The sequence below is a fragment of the Gottfriedia luciferensis genome (assembly GCF_001712755.1).
Taxonomy (GTDB): Bacteria; Bacillota; Bacilli; order Bacillales; family Bacillaceae_G; genus Gottfriedia; species Gottfriedia luciferensis_B.
Genome location: NZ_MDKC01000013.1, coordinates 148,086 through 166,324, shown reverse-complemented (window position 1 = coordinate 166,324; position 18,239 = coordinate 148,086). Strand labels below are relative to the sequence as shown.

Below are 18,239 nucleotides of genomic sequence, written 5' to 3'. Positions count from 1 at the left end.
TATGAATGACTATTCAGTCAAATACTTTTTCATATTAAATTGGCTCTTTTTCATATTCTTCAATGGATATGGTCATACTATCAACACGTAAAAGGTAAAGGAGTTTAATTATATGATTCTTTTCATTTGCTTAATTGCTCTACTCTTTCTTATACTCCTTGCTAGCTTAGATCTTTATTTTGGCTATAAAGCATTTCATAAATATGATAAAACTTGTCCATTTAAAAAAAGATATAGTGAGACAATGTTAATAACAGATGGTAATGATTTGTACAAGCATCTTCTAGACGATATAACAGAAGCAAGTAGTAGTATTTCGATGCTTTTTTATATTGTTCGAAATGATGATACATCCGAAAAATTTTTATCATTACTTGAAAGAAAAGCTCAGGAAGGATTACAAGTACGCCTCCTTGTTGATTGGATCGGAAGCTTTAGGCTTAAGCGTAAAAGAATAAAAAAACTAATAGAAAATGGCGTAGAAGTACTTTTTAATCGGCGAACGGGATTTCCATTTACCCTTTATCGTTTTCAACATCGTAACCATCGAAAGATTACTGTAATAGATCAAAAAGTCGGTTATTTTGGTGGTTTTAATATTGGCAAAGAATATATTGGTTTTGATGAAGATTTAGGTTATTGGAGAGATTATCATATTCGAATGACAGGTGAAGGTGTAAAAGATTTACACATTCAATTTTTAATAGACTGGGTTAGAAGTGGCGGAGAATCCTTTACGTTAATTAATGACGATGAATTAGCAAAAGGGAAAATCGAGCATCACTTCTATTCTTCGGACTTTGTACGCATTGAGAATCTATATAAAGATTTAATAGATCAGGCAAAAAAACATATTTATATTGGTACACCTTACTTTATTCCGACAAAAAAACTGATGAACGCACTTCTTGCCGCTCTTAAACGAGGTGTCCACATATGCGTAATGGTGCCGGAAAAAGAAGACCACAGACTAGTTAAAGAGGCGAGTTTTCCACATCTCCTTTTAATTTTAGAAGGTGGTGGGGAAGTTTTTCATTATCAGAAAGGGTTCTTTCATGCCAAAGTACTACTCATCGATGATTGTTGTTGTGATGTAGGATCCGTTAACTTTGATCGTAGAAGTCTTTGCATAAATGATGAATGGAGCTGTATTTTTTCAAGTGAGTCTTTCATATTGAAGATTAAGGAAATATTTACAAAGGACTTAGAACGCTCAAAATCATATCCTATTGAACATTATAAAAATACAACATTCTTATGGAAATGTCGCAAGCTTTTATCTAAGCTTCTTTCTCCATTAATGTAAACATTTGTACATATACAAAAACCAAGGTAGAGGTGAACAAAATATGATCATTCGATTTGGATATGTATCACATGCATTATCTTTATATAATTGTTCACCTGCAAAAACTCTTACATTTACACGTTATAAAGCCCTTGACCTAGAAGAACGTTTAGAGAAATTAATTTCTGTTACATCGCAAAATATTGAAAATACGTATAGAGCACTTCATTATAATGTGGGACAACAAATTCCCTTATATAGAATGTCCTCTTCAATGGTCCCTTTAGCGACTCATCCAGATGTAGAATTCGATTATATAAATATTTTTCACAAACAGTTTAAAGAAATAGGTGATTTTATCAAGAAGCATGAATTAAGAGTTAGTTTTCACCCTAACCAATTCACGCTTTTTACAAGTGAAAAACCTCATATAACTGATAATGCTGTGATTGATATGGAGTATCATTATAAAGTTCTTGAAGCAATGGGTATTTCTGACCAAAGCGTCATTAATATACATATTGGAGGAGCGTATGGAAATAAAGAGCTTGCGATCCAACGTTTTTATGAAAATATAAAAAAGCTCCCTACTCACATAAAAAAACAAATGACGCTAGAAAATGACGATAAAACGTATAATACAGCTGAAACACTAATGGTTTGTAAAAACGAAGGTATTCCGCTCGTATTTGACTATCATCATCATATGGCAAACTTATGTGAAGAACCATTAGAGAAATTATTACCCATTATATTTTCTACTTGGGAGCATACATTTTTGAAGCCTAAAATTCATATTTCATCTCCGAAATCCGATAAAGAGTTCAGAGCACATTCAGATTTAATTGACATTGACTTTATTAAGCCCTTTTTTGACATCGTCAGATCAATTGGAAGTGATATCGATATAATGATTGAATCGAAAAAAAAGGATTTAGCTCTATTGCAATTAATGGAAGATATAGCGAAATGGAGAGGTTATAAGCGAATAAGTGGCGGTATGATTGAAGTTACTTAAGTTCAGTACCAAAGACATAACAGCAGGAAATAGATGAAGAAAGCAATTAATAGGTTCATTTATGCTTACCGCAGCCCTTAAGGAAGTTTAACTTACCTTGAGGGTTTCTTTTGCTTTAAACTAACTGATTACTTATGCAAAGAATACTATGATGTATTATAGATATTCACCTACAAGACTTACTTCAACTCTACTATAAAGGTGGTTTGTATATGAGCTATCAAAATGCGTTACAACAATACATAACTGCAACAAATACACATGATTTTAATCAAGTAAAAAAATATATACACAAGGACGCCATTTATTGGTTTTCAGACAAAACCTGTACTTCTTTACTAGAAATTCAGCAGTATTTTGAAAATGCTTGGAATGTAATTCAAAATGAAGTTTACAAAGCTACAAATGTAAAATGGTTAACTACCGATCACAATTCTGCAACATGTACTTATCAATTTCAATATGAAGGATATTTGAAAGGAAACTTTGTATCCGGTCATGGTAGAGCTACCAATGTATTTATAAAAAATGACCATGGTGTTTGGCTGGTTATTCATGAGCATTTGAGCGGTATTTCCTAAGCCTTTATTCTTTCATGGGATTAGTTAAAAAACAACCTTGTCAGTTAAATTACCAAATTTTCGTAAAAGGAGTAGAGTGATGTTGATTTCCACTACAGGATGCTCGCTTTCCATGGGGCGAGATTCTTTAGCCTCCTCGGCAAGCCTGCGGGGTCTCAGCCTTCCCGCTTATCCCATAGGAGCCGAGCACTATCCGCTCCAATCAACTTAATCATCCAAAAAAGTCTGAAATAAACCCTAATCAAATAGCCTTTACTTAGAGTAACCTAACTGTTATGTAGAAAAACTAATCAACTGAATTTGTTTTTCTAAACATTAGGTCATAATATTTTCAACTTCTGAAAAAAATCATTACTAGTGATTATTGGAGTCAATGAAATTACTCAAACATATTAACATTTAAAACTATTAATTGATCATCCAAAAAATGATAATTTCATCATTAAATAAATGTTCATTTAATGTCTGTTTTCCCTATTGACCATTTTATTTTTCAACACTCTGAAAACACTCAGATTATTAATCTGAGTGTTTTTCATTACCATTTTGCCAGCCATTATTTTTCTCGTTTTTATAACGGTTATTACAGCCATGGCAGCCTTCTTTATTTTCATTTCTTCCTTGATCATTATTACTTCTTCTTAATTCGTGGTCATCTTTATAGTCATTTTTTTTTTTGTCTTGCTGGTTTTCATAGTTATTATGTTGTTTCTTTTGATTTTGCTTCGATGATTCATGGTGTTCGCCTTGATTTTTATGATTCCATTGACGCTGCTTATTTCCCCAGTGCTCATCTTGATGTCTAACATTCTTAACTTCTTCTTTTGAATGACTATTATTAGTATTTTTTTCTTTTTCGATTATAGGTGACTTTAAACTAGAATTATTCTTGTAATTGGTTTCACCTTTTGTCACTTTTGTTGAATTAGAATTTATACTTTTTTCTTGTTTATTTTGATTTAGACTTTGATTTTGAGTTTTAACCTTTGGTTGATTTAATTCCTTAGAGTTTTGGATATTAAAATGATTATTACTATCCTGAATATCCTTCAATTCATGATTTAGCTCACTTTGTTTATTTCCAAATTCTTTTCTCATCTCACCAGTTAATTTAATTGTTTCATCTGGTTCAATTACTTTAGATTTCTCCATTTCATCAACTAAATCATCCATAACTAAATGTAGTGGCTCATTTTTCCAGTTATCCATTTTATCGATCAATTGTTTACCTTGGTTATTGTGACCTTTTAATGCAATAACCTTTAACTGTTTGTCCAATATTAAAGATACCTTTGCTTCTGAATCAATTGTAACCTTTCCTGCTGCCAATGCTTCATTGTTGTTCAAATTTACAAATATAAAAGAAAAAAGAATTAATCCACTCGCAATTACGACAGGTATCAATTTAGGGATGCTCAATTTCATTTTTTTATTTAAAATGATTGCATTGTTGGGGAACTGAATTTCTTCACCGATCGAATAAGATGACAATAATTTTTTACATTTTAAGTATTCTCCGTTAGCTGTTAGTACAACCACGGAAGAATGATTCACTTTTAATACAATACCATTGTTCATCTTCAGTTCCCCCTTTTTAAATAGTTTTTTAAATAAATATACTCATTGACGCTAATGATACTCATGGCAATTATATATTTTCTATGTTTTTCTAGCGATTTTCGACTTATATTAACTTTAGTTTCAAGTTTTTTCATCGGTAATTTTTTCTTTTTATATAGAAAAGTTAACATTTCTTCATCAGATGTAACAAGGTCTACAACTGAAAAAATATGCTCCCTTGTATCTTCATGTTTAGGCGAAACCTCTACTAAAGTTTCTAATGAAATTCCAAATTGTTTTAGCATCTCACTGAAATGAATAATTTCTTCTTTACGGTTTACTTCATCAAAGTTTTTTATATAAGAGCTATACACATGGTCATCATATTGTTTATGTATATCATCTGAACCGTTTTGTTCTGAGGTCAACGATTGGTATTTAGATTCCTTCCTAAAGAAATCGATTAATTCTCGTTTTATGATCAATTTAGCAAAAGATAGAAATGAAGCACCTTTTTTATATGAATATAGTTTAATGGCTTCATGAAATGCATTTAAACCGATACTAAATTCATCTTCTTGATTAGTAATATATCTTCCACAAATAGTGGAAACAGTTTTGTTAATAAAAGGAGTATATTGAACTATAAAATCATCTAGTTCTTTTGATGAAGACTGTTGTATTGTTAATACAATATCTTCAATTTTTTCTTTTCTTTTATAAAGCGTCTGAAAAATTGTAAGTAACAAGACCCGATCTCCTTTCAAAAGAGGATTGCTTAGCCATTAAAACTTAATGGCGCCTCCACTCATTATATAATCAAATGAATGTATGAGGCACCATTTTAATTTAATCAGTTAAACTTAAGCATATCGCATCTTATGAAATGTTTCATATGATTTTATTGAAAGGTCAATGGAAATAATTACTTATTAATGTTTACCATGTCCATTTCCATGGTTTTCACCTTGGTTATTTGAATTATCATTTTTTTTCCACTCTTGCTTTTCATTTCCCTTATGGTTTCCACGATTTTCATGTTCACCTTGATTTCTATGGCTTGTACCATTTTCGTGTTTTACTTCATGTCTTACTTCATGTTTTACTACATGTTTTTCTTCATGTTTTTCTTCTTTTTCAACTTTTACCTTTTTTACTTTAACTGGTTTTACTTCTTTTGACTTATGTTGATGTTCTTCCTTATGCTCTACTGTTACAGGTTTTGTAGCAACTTTTGCTGCATCATCTTTATCATCATTTTCACCTTGAACATCTTCATTAACATTTTTCACGTCTGTGTCATTTACGTCTTCAATTTTAGTCACTGTTGTAATAACTTCTGGTGTAGTTGACTGATCTGTAGTTGAATCAGGGTATTGAACTGTAATAACTGGTTTTAGAGCAGTTGAATCCTGTTCTGTATGCTTTAAGACTTTCTCTAATCTTTCAGAAATTTTGTTAAAGCTCTTTTCTATATTTTTAGCAATCGCAGCTTTTGCTTTTGGATTTTTAACTTGATCTAAAACATTTGCTAAAACAAGTAAATTGTTATTTAAATGGTGTTGAATTTTTGCAATTTCTTTTTGCTCTTTTGTTAATTTTTGTTTTTCATGTTTTTCAACATGTTCTTTTTCTGTTTCAGCTTTTTCTTGATCTTCTTTATCTGAATCTTGTTTGTCTGTCTCAGCTTTTTCTTGATCTTCTTTTTCTACTTCTTGTTTGTCAGTATCTTGTTTGTCTGTCTCAACTTTTTCTGTGTCTTCTTTTTCTACTTCTTGTTTGTCAGTATCTTGTTTGTCAGTCTCAACTTTTTCTGTATCTTCTTTTTCTACTTCAGTTGAATCTACTGCCGGGTTCGTAGTAACAGTACCTTCTGTTGTTGTTTCTGAAGTCGTTGGCTCAGAAACAGCTGGAAGTTTACCATCAAGTTGACCTTGAGCAGTATCCATTTGACTTAAAGCTTCTTTTAATGTTTCTTTTGCTAAATCTTCTTTGCCTTCTTTAATTAGTTCTCTTGCTTCATGAATGCGCTCTTGAGCAAATTGTGCTAAAAGTTCTGCTTCTTTCACTTTGTCTGTTGTTAGTAACAGTTGAATTTTTTCTACTGTTGTTTTTACAAAATAGAAGAAATCGCCCTTAACTAATGCAGGTGCTTCTTCCTTTTGGTCAGTAGGTGAAACTGTATCATTTTCTGCAGCAAGTACAGAACTAGAGAATCCTAACTGAGATAATAATAATGCTGTTGCTGTTGTATGTACTAATAATTTTTTCATGAATTTTTTCCCCTTTGTAAAAGTTTCTTTATTTATTCTCACTATAACTATTCGCAGAGAATTTCATTTTTTAGGGGGTCATTTTAAAAAAATTTTAAAAAATTTATAAAAAAATGGTGAAACTTGTTTTCTTTCCCTATTTACCGACAAAGTTGTGCAAAATAACTTACTAAAAAAATACAAAATAATACTTTAGAAATTTGATTAAGTTTTAAAAAAAGTACCATACCCTAAATTAGGGCATGGTACTTTTAATTTACTATTTACATTTTTTCTGGAGCAGAAACTCCAACTAAAGCTAATGCATTTTGTAGAGTAACTTGCACCGCCTTCATTAAAGCTAGTCTAGCTTTTGTCTTTTCAACATTTTCAGCATCTAAAACTTTTTCTGCATTATAGAAGCTGTGGAATGTACCCGCTAATTCAAATACATAGTTTGTAATATGATGAGGAGTACGTTTTGAAGCAGCTAATGAAACCGCTGCTGGGAATTCTCCTAATTTCTTTAATAACTCATATTCTTTTTCAGACGAAACAAGGCTGTAATCTGCTTCTCCATTGTAAACAATACCCATTTCTTCTCCTTGACGAAGAATACTACAAACACGAGCGTGAGCGTATTGTGAATAATACACAGGGTTTTCATTTGATTTAGAAACAGCTAAGTCCATATCAAAGTCTAAATGTGAGTCACAACCGCGCATTGCAAAGAAGTAACGAGTTGCATCAGTACCTACTTCTTCCATTAAATCACGTAATGTTACAGCTTTACCTGTACGTTTACTCATTTTAACTTTTTCACCATCTTGATATAACTGAACCATTTGGATAATTTCTACTTCAAGCGTATCAGCATTATATCCTAAAGCTTGAATTGCTGCTTTCATTCGAGGAATGTATCCGTGATGGTCAGCCCCAAGAATATCAATTAATTTATCAGCACCACGACTAAGCTTGTCTCGGTGGTAAGCGATATCCGGAGTTAAATAAGTATAAGAACCATCGCTTTTAATTAGTACACGGTTTTTGTCGTCACCATATGTTGTAGAACGGAACCAAGTCGCTCCTTCTTCTTCATATGTTTCACCACGTTGTTTTAAATCATCAAGAGCCTCTAAAACTTTGCCATTTTGATATAATGAAGTTTCTGAATACCATACATCAAAATCTACTCTGAAATTACGTAGATCTCGTTGTAGTTTTTCCATTTCTAATTTTAAACCGTACTCGCGGAAGAACTTGTAACGAGCCTCTTCTGGTTCATTCACATAACGGTCACCGAATTCAGCAGCTAAAGTTTTACCGATCTCAATAATGTCTGAGCCATGATAGCCATCTGCTGGCATTTCTTTATCCATTCCAAGTGCTTGCATATAACGAGCTTCAACCGAAAATGTTAAATTATTAATTTGGTTTCCAGCATCATTAATATAATATTCACGAGTTACTTCATAACCTGCTTTATCTAAAATATTGCATAATGAATCTCCAAATGCAGCCCCACGAGCATGACCTAAATGTAAATCTCCAGTCGGATTTGCTGAAACAAACTCAACTAAAATCTTTTCACCGTTACCAAAGTTTGTTTGGCCATATTCATTTCCCGATTTAATAATCGTTGGAATTAAATCAGTAAGATAACTATTATCCATATAAAAATTAATGAACCCTGGTCCAGCAATTTCTACTTTTTTAATGCTTGCTTTACTTTGGTCAAAAGAATTAATTAACTCCTCTGCAATCATTCTAGGAGCCTTTTTAGCAACACGTGCTAATTGCATTGCCATATTTGTTGAAAAATCTCCGTGGGCTTTATCTTTTGGTGATTCTAATACGACTTGTGGTAATTGTTCCTCCGTTGCTAATCCTGCTTTTAATACCGCAGCTTCGATTTCATTTTTCAAACGACTTTTCACTTGTTCTAATGTATTCATATCGTTGCCTCCTTAATTGATACTGTAATGTTATATGACCCAGCATTTTCATCTCCTACAAACAACTTATATCCTAATTGAAGTACCCCTTTTAAAGGTCCTTCAGATACTAGAAATTGCAGTTTTTTTGTATATGCCTTAGTTTGAAATACTCCTAATTCATTTGAGAAAGTACCTTCAGTGGTTTCATTTACTCTGTATTGATGACGCATCATAACTCCACCATTTCGAATAATTGTTACTTCCCCTTTACCTATTTTCATAGTAGCCTTTACTTTTCGGTCCTCGTGATTTTCATCAAATAATAAATATGAAACATCATCTTTTTTATAATATAGGCCATTAGCTTGAAAACTGATTTTATCACGCCCGTGCGGATCTTTTATCAAAGTCTCAAAGTCAATTGAGACAGGTATGCCTTGTTGTCCTTTCACTTTTACACGTCCTTTTCTCCCCATGAACGTAACGAATCACATCCAAAAATCATCTTTTCCCATTTTAGCATAATCTAATAAAAAAAATAAAATAGGTAACAAAAAAAATGTGAAAAATATTCATTAAAATGAACGAAATAATAAGATTATCTCAAAAGGCGATATACTTTAACAAAACATTCTATACACGAAAATGAAGAGGATTTTTGTTTTCAATTGAAAACCATTTGTGAGACAATTAAGAACATACAATCAATAGAAGGAGACTTTATGAAAACAATCGCTCAAAAATCATCAAGTAAATTATTTTTCATCGGACTAGGCATTGGAATCATTTCGTTATCGAGCATTTTTCTCGTTTATTTGTACGCCTTTTTTGTGCCAATCGTAGTGGGACTCATATTATGGTTCATTTTCAAACGAAAAGCGATCATGTTCGGTAGTTTTACATCAGTAATAATTGGATTACTTGCACTCATCGGTTTCATCGTTTATTTAGCAATGTTCGGTCATTTCGGACCATGACAAACAGCTTGTATAGGCTGTTTTTTTGTATTCTCCATAAAACTGATCAATTACATACCACAATTTAAAAAAGCAAAAAACCCGCCAAGAATACATATTCCTAGCGGGCTTTCGCCATATTTCGAGACAACCTCAAAATAATTAATGTGCAGATTCTGCTTTATCAATATGAATTAAATGCTTTCTATTAATAAATAAGAAAAGAACCGATAGTAATACAAAACATCCACCTACATAGAAAGGTACATGTGGATTATACCATTCAGCAAGTTTACCTGCTAAATATGGTGCAATTGCTCCACCAAGGAAACGTAAAAAGCTATATGCAGCTGATGCTGTTGAACGTTCAACTGGAGCTGCTTGCATTACTGCTGTTGTAATTAATGTATTGTTATTTCCTAAAAATGCACCAGCAATTATTACACAAACAATAATTACACTATTCGTATCTGTTCCAATTCCCATAACGATAAGTGTTATAGCAAAAAGTGTTAACATAGCATACATCGATTTAAGTGTACCGAATTTTTTTTGTAATTTTGGCGCCATAAATACAGATGTAATTGCTAATAAAAGTCCCCATCCTAAGAATACAAATCCTAAACCATGTTCCTTTAATCCCATAAAGAATGGTGAGAATGCTAATAATGTAAAGAATCCAAAGTTATATAAAAATGCTGTAATACCTAATGTTAATAATGATCTATGTTTAAGCGCACGGAATGGATCAAGGAACGATGTTTTTTTCGTATTTTGTGTAATAGGTGTTTTTGGCATCATAAAGGATAGAGATAAAAATGCAATTACCATTAAGCAAGCCACACCAAAAAATGGACCTCTCCAAGAAATCGAACCTAATTCTCCACCTAAAAGTGGACCAACTGATATACCTAGACCAATCGCAGTTTCGTATAAAATAATTGATTGCGCAACACCTGATCTAGATAATGAAACAATTGCAGATAATGCAGTCGCAACGAATAACGCGTTACCTAGACCCCAACCTCCACGTAACCATACTAATTCCCATATACTGCTTGAATTTCCTCCAAGACCAGAGAAGACTGCAATAATTAGAATACCTAAAAGTAGTGTCCACTTAATTCCAATACGTGAGGAGATAAAACCTGTTATTAACATCGCGAATGCCATTACTAAATTATAACTTGTAAAAAGAAGCGTTACGTCACTTTTAGAAGCATGCATCTTTTCAGCAATTGCTGGTAAGATTGGATCAACTAATCCAATTCCCATGAATGCGATAATACAAGCAAAACCAACAGCCCATATAGCTTTTGGCTGATTCAAAAGACCTGACTTTTGATTTACATTTGTCTTTTGTTTTTTACTATCTGCCAAGTTTGACATATTTCATCCATCTCCCATATTATTTATTGTTCTAATGCTTTTTTCACCCTTTGATACATCTCATTCATTTCATCTCGAATATCGTTCATTTTTTTAAGCTTTTCATCGATCATTTGTAATTGTTGAGCAAGTATTGCTTCCGCTCCTAAAAGTTTTTCTTTTCTTTCATCTTCATTCATCTTTTCCTTATTTTCTCTATATTGCAATCGGAATTCTTCAAACGCCTCACTAATTGCCATATATTCCTGAACCTCCTGCAATGAAAAACCAAGAACATCACGGACATTCATGATTTTCTTTAGACGTTCAATATGCAAATCTGAATAAAGTCGAAATCCTCCTTCACTTCTCTCAGGTGGGGAGATTAAACCAATTTCTTCATAATAACGAATCGATCGCTTTGTTAATCCACATTCTTTTGCCACTTCATCTATCTTATAGAGCAACTCATTACCTCCTTTCGATTTGGATTTAACTTTTATATATCACTAATCTATCTTACTCCTAATGTATCGTTAACGTCAACGTTAACTTTGTACATTTTTCTATTTTTATCTTTCTACAAAATAGTTGTTTTACTACACATAATCATATTTGTTACTGTTGAAAAATGCGTTTGTTAATTAGTTGAGTTTGATTTCTACAAAAGCCTGTTATGAGTAAGTACTTCTTTGATTTTTGCTATTTTACTTACTCATGAGCCTGTTATGAGTAAGTACTTCTCTGATTTTTGCTGTTTTACTTACTCATGAGCCTGTTATGAGTAAGTATTTCTCTGATTTTTGCTGTTTTACTTACTCATGGGCCTGTTATGAGTAAGTATTTCTCTGATTTTTACTGTTTTACTTACTCATGAGCCTGTTATGAGTAAGTACTTCTCTAATTTTTGCTGTTTTACTTACTCATGAGCCTGTTATGAGTAAGTATTTCTCTGATTTTTATTGTTTTACTTACTCATGAGCCTGTTATGAGTAAGTACTTCTCTGATTTTGCTGTTTTACTTATCCATGAGCCTGTTATGAGTAAGTACTTTTCTGATTTTTGCGGTTTTACTTACTCATGAGCCTGTGATAATTTTTTATATCAAAACGCTGAAACAATAATATTTGTGCCCGAACAAAAAACCCGAAAGAGATAAATACGTCTTTTGCGCATTTTCTTTCGAGTTCTAACAAATAATTCAACTGAGATCGTTAAATCATACTTCCTTATAAAATTATATCTTAAGCCGTTTGCTGTAATTTACTCATTTTTTTAACTTTATTCTTTCGCTTTAATGCCCACATTGTAATCCCAGTTATTCCTAAACCGAGTGGAGCTATTCCAACTAAGGCATAAATTATTTTTACGAACACACCACCAAAAGTTCCTCTATGCAAACTTTCTCTCCAAATAAAGAATTTATCATAGACTGTTTCAGTATTTTTTGAAAAAGTTCCTAAATGCTTTCCAGAAAATTGATCGAAAAATTCGCTTGTATTTCCTTTACCTTCAGGGTCATAACTGCCATCACTTAATTGGGCTTCTATAACACCTTCTTTATCTGCTGGAAGTCTTAACTTGTATAACTCACCTTCCGGGTGTAATTTATTAATTTGGGCAACTATCGTATCTAACCCTATTTGTTGTTTACCATTATCAACTGATTTAAGTTCCTCTGGATAATTCGAGGTAAATTTCAATTTCAAAGATTCTTCAATCTTTTCTTGGAATGGAAATAGCATTCCTGTTATTGCTACTACAAGTAAAAATGGTAAAGTAATAACCCCTATAAAATTATGTAATGATAGATTTTTTGCCATTTGACTTTTATTCCATTTAATTTTTAAGCTTTTAAACATCCGTTTAATACCTGGATACCATAAATATATACCTGTAATAAGAATGATAATAAATGCAATTGCAACGATACCAATAATTGTTTCACCAATTTCATCTAATAATAAATGTGTGTGTAATTCTTTAACAAAAGAAACGATTGATTTCTCCCTATCAAAATTGCCTAATAATTTGCCATTGCTAGGATCAACATATGCTTCAATTTCATTATGTCCTTTTGACATACTTGCGTGATATACATCTGTTAACTTTGAAGGTACATCCATCCTTGAAATTTGAAAACCTTTATAATGTTCAAGGAAAATCTTTTCTGCTTCTTTCACTCCAATATTTCTTTCACTACTTGCAGGCTTAAAATACTGCGGATTTAATATATGTTCAATCTGGTTCCCAAACACTAATACACTACCCGTTGCACAAACAGCAATAATAAAAAGTCCAAAAACTAAGCTGCATACTAAATGTAGAGTTAAAATAAATTTTCTTACCCCTTTTTTCTTTTTCATCTTCTCTTCTCCTATATTTTGATAATAATAATCGTTCTCAATTATAAAGGTAATGATTATCATTATCAATAAGGATTTTACATTTTTTAGTAAATTTTATTTAAGTGGCCTCAATTGTTTCAATTTCAAATTCAATATAAAAAGGCGATTCTCGTCCTGATGAACGAAAAATCGCCTTTTACAAATCTAATTATTTTACCCAACCTAATAAGATTTCACGAATAAATTTACTTGCCGCAACTTGAGTTTGCTCTGCATGATCGTAAACTGGAGCTACTTCTACTAAGTCTGCCCCAACAACGTTAATATCACTGTTTGCGATTGCTAAGATGCTATCAAGCATTTCTTTTGATGTAATACCACCTGCTTCAAGAGTTCCTGTTCCAGGAGCATGTGCAGGATCTAATACATCGATATCAATCGTTACATAAACTGGACGTCCAGCAAGTGTTGGAAGTACTTTCTTTAATGGCTCAAGCACTTCGAATTTGAATAAATTCATTCCAACTTCTTTAGCCCATTCAAATTCTTCCTTCATACCAGAACGGATTCCAAATGAATAAACATTTTTTGGTCCAATTAAATCACAAACTTTTTTAATTGGCGTTGAGTGAGATAATGGCTCACCTTCATATGAATCACGTAAATCAGTGTGAGCATCAAAGTGAATAATAGCTAAATCTGGGTATTTCTTGTACATAGCTTTCATTACTGGCCATGATACAAGATGCTCTCCACCCATTCCTAGAGGAAACTTGCCTTCAGCTAATAAGCCGTCAATATAATCTTCAATCATATCAAGGCTTCTTTGAGCATTACCAAATGGTAATGGAATATCTCCTGCGTCAAAATACTTAACTTCTTCTAGTTCTTTATCTTGATATGGACTATATTCCTCTAATCCAATTGATACTTCACGAATACGCGCAGGACCAAAACGAGAGCCTGGTCTGAAACTTACAGTCCAATCCATAGGCATACCATAAATAACTGCTTTGCTTTCTTCAAAACTTGGATGACTCTTTATAAATACATTTCCAGAATAAGCTTCATCAAAACGCATAATAAAGCCCCCTTATTTAGTAAGATCAGCTACAAATTTTGGTAATACGAACGCTGCTTTGTGTAGCTCTTTAGTATAATATTTTGTCTCAATATCGAAGAAACGATTCTCTTCTACTTCAAGTGGATCATGTTTTTTCGAACCGATTGTAAATGTCCACATTCCACTTGGATATGTTGGAATGTTTGCAATGTATAAACGAGTGATTGGGAAGATTTCTCTTACATCACGTTGAACTTGTGTAATTAACTCAGGAGTAAACCATGGGTTGTCCGTTTGAGCTACAAAAATACCATCTTCTTTTAATGCTTTAGAGATGCCAGCATAGAAGCCTTTTGTAAATAAATTAACTGCAGGACCAACTGGTTCAGTTGAGTCTACCATAATTACATCGTATACATTTTCACTATTTGCAATATGCATAAATCCATCGTCTACTTTTACTTCTACACGTGGGTCTTCTAATTTTCCTGCAATTTCAGGTAAGTATATTTTAGAGTACTCAATTACTTTTCCATCGATTTCAACTAGAGTTGCTTTCTTTACGCTTGGGTGTTTTAATACTTCGCGAATAACACCGCCGTCACCGCCACCTACAACTAATACATTTTCAGGATTTGGGTGTGTGAATAAAGGTACATGTGCAACCATTTCGTGGTAAACGAACTCATCTTTTTGAGTTGTCATAACCATACCATCTAAAATAAGCATGTTTCCGAACTCTTCTGTCTCTACCATGTCAAGCTTTTGAAACTCAGTTTGCTCTGTATGTAAAGTTTTATTAATTTTAGCAGTAATTCCAAAGTTTTTTGTTTGTTTTTCAGTAAACCATAATTCCATTTAATGCATCTACCCTTCTTTATCAAGATTTAGTTTGAAACATAAGTATCGTTTTGTCGGGGCTGACTAAGGAGCCTCCACTCTTTCGATTATGTTTCGTATTATCCCCACTCTTCCTAATTCCTATCGGATTTGTGTTGTTACGACAATTTTTTGCCGTACAAAAGAAAAGTATAGAGTAATTTTTGTGAAATGCAAGATTTTTAAAGCTAAATTATTTGATATTTTTTACTACAGTAATTTGAATAAAATTTCTCTTAATCTACCATACTAGTATTAAATTAGAGAAATGAATCGAGAGGAGGATACATTTTTGTATAATATCAACTACTCTTACCATTGGCGTACACTTCAAAAGGTCGGTATTTTGCTTACGATTATTTCAATTTCAGGTACACTATTTTTATCTTGTGTCTATTTATTTGCTATGACGTCTACAAAACCTTCATTATTTATTGAGTCAAATTCCAGTTATTATGATCACAATCAAAAACTGATTAGTAAAACTAAGCTACTTCAAAATCGTAAAACACTTAAAATTGCAGATGTGCCTCCGATTGCGATCAATAGTATTTTAGTTTCTGAGGATCGTAATTTTTTTCATCATCATGGCTTCGACTTAAAAAGGATGGGTTCTGCTATTTTAATTAATATAACGAAGGGACAATACGCTCAAGGCGGAAGTACAATAACTCAGCAACTTGCAAAAAATTTATATCTTTCACAACAAAAAACGCTTAATCGTAAATTAAAAGAGGCTTATTTAACGATGAGACTTGAATCAGCTTACAGTAAAAATAAAATATTAGAAGCATATTTAAACACCATCTATTTTGGACATGGTATTTATGGTCTAGAAACTGCGGCAAATACCTTCTTAGGTAAAGAGACGAACGAGCTGACAATTGGTGAATCTACATTTTTATTAAGTATTCCGGCCAATCCTTCAAAATATGATCCTTATGTTCATTTTTCATCTATAAAGAAAAGGCAACAACGAATTTTATCAGCACTTGAACAGAATAAATTAATCAATTCAAAAAGTGTTAAAAATGCAATTGATGAAACGATTAAGTTAAAACCGATTAAACATAATTCAAATTCTTCATTTACGTCCTATTTTCAACAAAGCGTTCAAAAAGAAATTACAGCCTCTATTGGACAATCAATCAATAACAATGGTAGCCAAATTTATACAACATTTAATCCTGCTATTCAAAAGCACATTGATCAAGCATTTGATCAGTATATTAGACCAAAACCTGATTTACAGGCTAGTGTAGTTGTATTAAATAGTCAAACTGGTGAAGTATTAGGGATGACTGGAGGCCGTGAGAAAGGACAGTTTTTATTTAATCGAGCAATAGCATCGAAAAGGCAGGTAGGAAGTACAATAAAACCAATTCTTTATTATAGTGCACTTGAAAATGGATATACCCCATCAACAAGACTTCAAAGTAAGCCTACTATATTTCACTTTGAAAATGGAGATTCATATAGTCCCAAAAATAGTGGCAATCTATACGCACATGGTTCAATTACACTAGCTAAAGCTATTGCTGTTTCAGACAATATATATGCTGTAAAAACCCAGCAGGCAGTTGGTGCTGATGAATTTATTAAAGCACAGAAGTTATTCCATTTAAACACACCAAATAATAAACTACCTTCAATGGCACTCGGCACTCAAGATGCTTCATTGCTCGATATGACAAGAGCTTATGCTTTAATTGCAAATAATGGTAAAGAAGTTATTCCTCATTTCGTAAAAGAGATTAAAACTCAAACCGGAAAGACGCTCTATAAAGAAAAGTTTGATGAAAAACAAAGATTAGATAAAGATCAAACCATTATTCTTAAACAACTAATGAATGGCATGTTCAATACAAGTTTTTCAAGCTACTTGCCAGTAACAGGTACTAGTATTATTCCTGAACTATCAAAAGATTATTATGGTAAAACTGGCACTACAAAAACGGACAGCTGGATGATTGGATTCCATTCAAATCTTATTGTTGGAGTATGGGTAGGTTATGATCATTCAAAAAATTTAACCGTAGAGGAAAGTTCACTGTCGAAGAAGGTATGGGCATCAGTTATGACAAATTTATTGGATAAAAATATAGACACTAAACTACCTAATGACCTAGTTAAAGTTGCTGTAGATGAAAAGACTGGTCTTTTGTTTAAGGAAGGCTGCGGCGATAAGGTTTCACTTTATTTTCGTAAAGGGACACAACCAACAAAGCCTTGTATGAATAAAAAAATAAACCAAAAACATAAAAAGGAAAATAAAGACAGTAAGCCTTGGTATTCACAATATTTACTTTAAAAACAAAAGACCTCACCAAATTGGTAAGGTCTTTTGTTTGTCCTAGTCCTAGCTTTGTCCAAGCTATTATTAGTTTACTTTATTTAGTCTTAAATGTAAAAAGATTATTCGACGATTTCTTCAAATTTTTTATATAATTTACCAGAAAAAGTATACTATCCTAAAAGTTCAGTTTTTAATTGTTCAGATGAATTATTCCACATCTCTTCATTGTGCGATTTTAAGAAATTGGCTAATAATTTACGAGACTTTTCATCCATCTGTTCAACAATTATTTTACGTTTCATCGCTCTATCCATTTTATTTACATGGTCAGGAAGAAGCTTATATCCCCTTCTAGCTTCGCGATCAACAGTCATGTAGCAACCTGTTACCCCAGCATAATAAGGACCGTTTTCAGTTCGCTCAGTTGCGACCCATACTAACCAATAAGGTTTTCCATTAGGAACTTCATCCTCATTCGTTAAAAACTTGATCCCCTTTTCAACTGAACTTCTTGCGTGCATTGCACCGATATCTACAAAAACATCATTCTCTTGTATATCAATAAAGACTGGAGAAATATTTTCTAAACTAATTGCTCCAACACCAAATCCGCCATGCCCACTTGTTGAATCATTTTTTAATATATTAAAACCTAGTGATTTCTTTTTTGGTTGATCAGACATTGTGCCCCTC

16 protein-coding genes are annotated in these 18,239 nt (G+C 32.5%); 5 read left to right on the top strand and 11 right to left on the bottom strand.

Translation table 11 applies throughout. From position 1 onward, the window contains the following. Positions 1-112: 112 nt before the first annotated feature. From cls to BED47_RS11050, 3 genes are all read left to right on the top strand, one after another. Positions 113-1,306 (top strand): cardiolipin synthase, encoded by a 1,194-nt coding sequence (gene cls, locus BED47_RS11060; RefSeq protein WP_069033714.1) that lies wholly within the window; start codon positions 113-115, stop codon positions 1,304-1,306. Between the two features lie 43 nt (positions 1,307-1,349). Beyond that, positions 1,350-2,306 (top strand): UV DNA damage repair endonuclease UvsE, encoded by a 957-nt coding sequence (gene uvsE / locus BED47_RS11055; RefSeq protein ID WP_025569254.1) that lies wholly within the window; start codon positions 1,350-1,352, stop codon positions 2,304-2,306. A 212-nt stretch (positions 2,307-2,518) separates the two neighbouring features. Then, positions 2,519-2,887, top strand: coding sequence for a YybH family protein (locus BED47_RS11050; protein ID WP_069033713.1), 369 nt, complete (start codon positions 2,519-2,521; stop codon positions 2,885-2,887). Between the two features lie 519 nt (positions 2,888-3,406). Here the strand turns inward: BED47_RS11050 and BED47_RS11045 are convergent. The 5 genes from BED47_RS11045 to BED47_RS11025 all read right to left on the bottom strand — a co-directional run bounded on the left by BED47_RS11045 (position 3,407) and on the right by BED47_RS11025 (position 9,088). Next, positions 3,407-4,465 carry an anti-sigma factor domain-containing protein gene (locus BED47_RS11045; protein ID WP_069033712.1) on the bottom strand — a complete coding sequence of 353 codons (1,059 nt, stop codon included), beginning with the start codon at positions 4,463-4,465 and terminating at the stop codon, positions 3,407-3,409. A 2-nt stretch (positions 4,466-4,467) separates the two neighbouring features. Next, a complete protein-coding gene (gene sigI, locus BED47_RS11040) occupies positions 4,468-5,196 on the bottom strand; it encodes an RNA polymerase sigma-I factor (protein WP_069033711.1) in 729 nt (242 codons plus the stop codon). Positions 5,197-5,379: 183 nt separating this feature from the next. Next, positions 5,380-6,720: a DUF5667 domain-containing protein gene (locus BED47_RS11035; protein WP_069033710.1), complete on the bottom strand. Its 1,341-nt coding sequence runs from the start codon at positions 6,718-6,720 to the stop codon at positions 5,380-5,382. Between the two features lie 263 nt (positions 6,721-6,983). Next, positions 6,984-8,654, bottom strand: a complete 1,671-nt coding sequence (gene argS, locus BED47_RS11030; protein WP_069033709.1) for an arginine--tRNA ligase — start codon at positions 8,652-8,654, stop codon at positions 6,984-6,986. After that, positions 8,651-9,088, bottom strand: coding sequence for a DUF1934 domain-containing protein (locus tag BED47_RS11025; protein WP_165346951.1), 438 nt, complete (start codon positions 9,086-9,088; stop codon positions 8,651-8,653). The genes argS and BED47_RS11025 overlap by 4 nt, the downstream gene beginning before the upstream one ends. A gap of 270 nt (positions 9,089-9,358) precedes the next feature. Here BED47_RS11025 and BED47_RS11020 point away from each other — a divergent pair, with 270 nt between their 5' ends. Further along, entirely contained in the window at positions 9,359-9,613 is a 255-nt protein-coding gene (locus BED47_RS11020) for a hypothetical protein (protein ID WP_069033707.1), read from the top strand. 141 nt (positions 9,614-9,754) lie between these two features. Here BED47_RS11020 and BED47_RS11015 read toward each other — a convergent pair whose 3' ends face one another. The 5 genes from BED47_RS11015 to speE all read right to left on the bottom strand — a co-directional run bounded on the left by BED47_RS11015 (position 9,755) and on the right by speE (position 15,229). Then, complete coding sequence (locus BED47_RS11015; RefSeq protein WP_069033706.1) at positions 9,755-10,981, bottom strand: MFS transporter; 1,227 nt, start codon at positions 10,979-10,981, stop codon at positions 9,755-9,757. A gap of 23 nt (positions 10,982-11,004) precedes the next feature. Beyond that, positions 11,005-11,427: a MerR family transcriptional regulator gene (locus tag BED47_RS11010; RefSeq protein WP_175403484.1), complete on the bottom strand. Its 423-nt coding sequence runs from the start codon at positions 11,425-11,427 to the stop codon at positions 11,005-11,007. Between the two features lie 777 nt (positions 11,428-12,204). Beyond that, positions 12,205-13,326, bottom strand: coding sequence for a PepSY-associated TM helix domain-containing protein (locus BED47_RS11005; RefSeq protein ID WP_069033704.1), 1,122 nt, complete (start codon positions 13,324-13,326; stop codon positions 12,205-12,207). Positions 13,327-13,516: 190 nt separating this feature from the next. Then, positions 13,517-14,389, bottom strand: a complete 873-nt coding sequence (gene speB / locus BED47_RS11000; RefSeq protein ID WP_069033703.1) for an agmatinase — start codon at positions 14,387-14,389, stop codon at positions 13,517-13,519. 12 nt (positions 14,390-14,401) lie between these two features. Continuing rightward, entirely contained in the window at positions 14,402-15,229 is an 828-nt protein-coding gene (gene speE / locus BED47_RS10995) for a spermidine synthase (RefSeq protein ID WP_025671010.1), read from the bottom strand. Positions 15,230-15,542: 313 nt separating this feature from the next. On the opposite strand from speE, the gene BED47_RS10990 reads away from it, so the two are divergent. Further along, entirely contained in the window at positions 15,543-17,561 is a 2,019-nt protein-coding gene (locus tag BED47_RS10990; protein WP_069033702.1) for a transglycosylase domain-containing protein, read from the top strand. 155 nt (positions 17,562-17,716) lie between these two features. Here BED47_RS10990 and BED47_RS10985 read toward each other — a convergent pair whose 3' ends face one another. After that, positions 17,717-18,229 carry a YwhD family protein gene (locus BED47_RS10985; RefSeq protein WP_069033701.1) on the bottom strand — a complete coding sequence of 171 codons (513 nt, stop codon included), beginning with the start codon at positions 18,227-18,229 and terminating at the stop codon, positions 17,717-17,719. Positions 18,230-18,239 lie beyond the last annotated feature (10 nt).

Excerpts from the sequence above, each read along its gene's own strand:
- BED47_RS11020 (WP_069033707.1), top strand. The coding sequence starts at position 9,359 with ATGAAAACAATCGCTCAAAAATCATCAAGTAAATTATTTTTCATCGGA.
- cls (WP_069033714.1), top strand. The coding sequence starts at position 113 with ATGATTCTTTTCATTTGCTTAATTGCTCTACTCTTTCTTATACTCCTT.
- speB (WP_069033703.1), bottom strand. The coding sequence starts at position 14,389 with ATGCGTTTTGATGAAGCTTATTCTGGAAATGTATTTATAAAGAGTCAT.
- BED47_RS11035 (WP_069033710.1), bottom strand. The coding sequence starts at position 6,720 with ATGAAAAAATTATTAGTACATACAACAGCAACAGCATTATTATTATCT.
- BED47_RS10985 (WP_069033701.1), bottom strand. The coding sequence starts at position 18,229 with ATGTCTGATCAACCAAAAAAGAAATCACTAGGTTTTAATATATTAAAA.
- uvsE (WP_025569254.1), top strand. The coding sequence starts at position 1,350 with ATGATCATTCGATTTGGATATGTATCACATGCATTATCTTTATATAAT.
- BED47_RS11045 (WP_069033712.1), bottom strand. The coding sequence starts at position 4,465 with ATGAACAATGGTATTGTATTAAAAGTGAATCATTCTTCCGTGGTTGTA.
- BED47_RS11005 (WP_069033704.1), bottom strand. The coding sequence starts at position 13,326 with ATGAAAAAGAAAAAAGGGGTAAGAAAATTTATTTTAACTCTACATTTA.
- BED47_RS11015 (WP_069033706.1), bottom strand. The coding sequence starts at position 10,981 with ATGTCAAACTTGGCAGATAGTAAAAAACAAAAGACAAATGTAAATCAA.
- argS (WP_069033709.1), bottom strand. The coding sequence starts at position 8,654 with ATGAATACATTAGAACAAGTGAAAAGTCGTTTGAAAAATGAAATCGAA.
- BED47_RS11050 (WP_069033713.1), top strand. The coding sequence starts at position 2,519 with ATGAGCTATCAAAATGCGTTACAACAATACATAACTGCAACAAATACA.
- speE (WP_025671010.1), bottom strand. The coding sequence starts at position 15,229 with ATGGAATTATGGTTTACTGAAAAACAAACAAAAAACTTTGGAATTACT.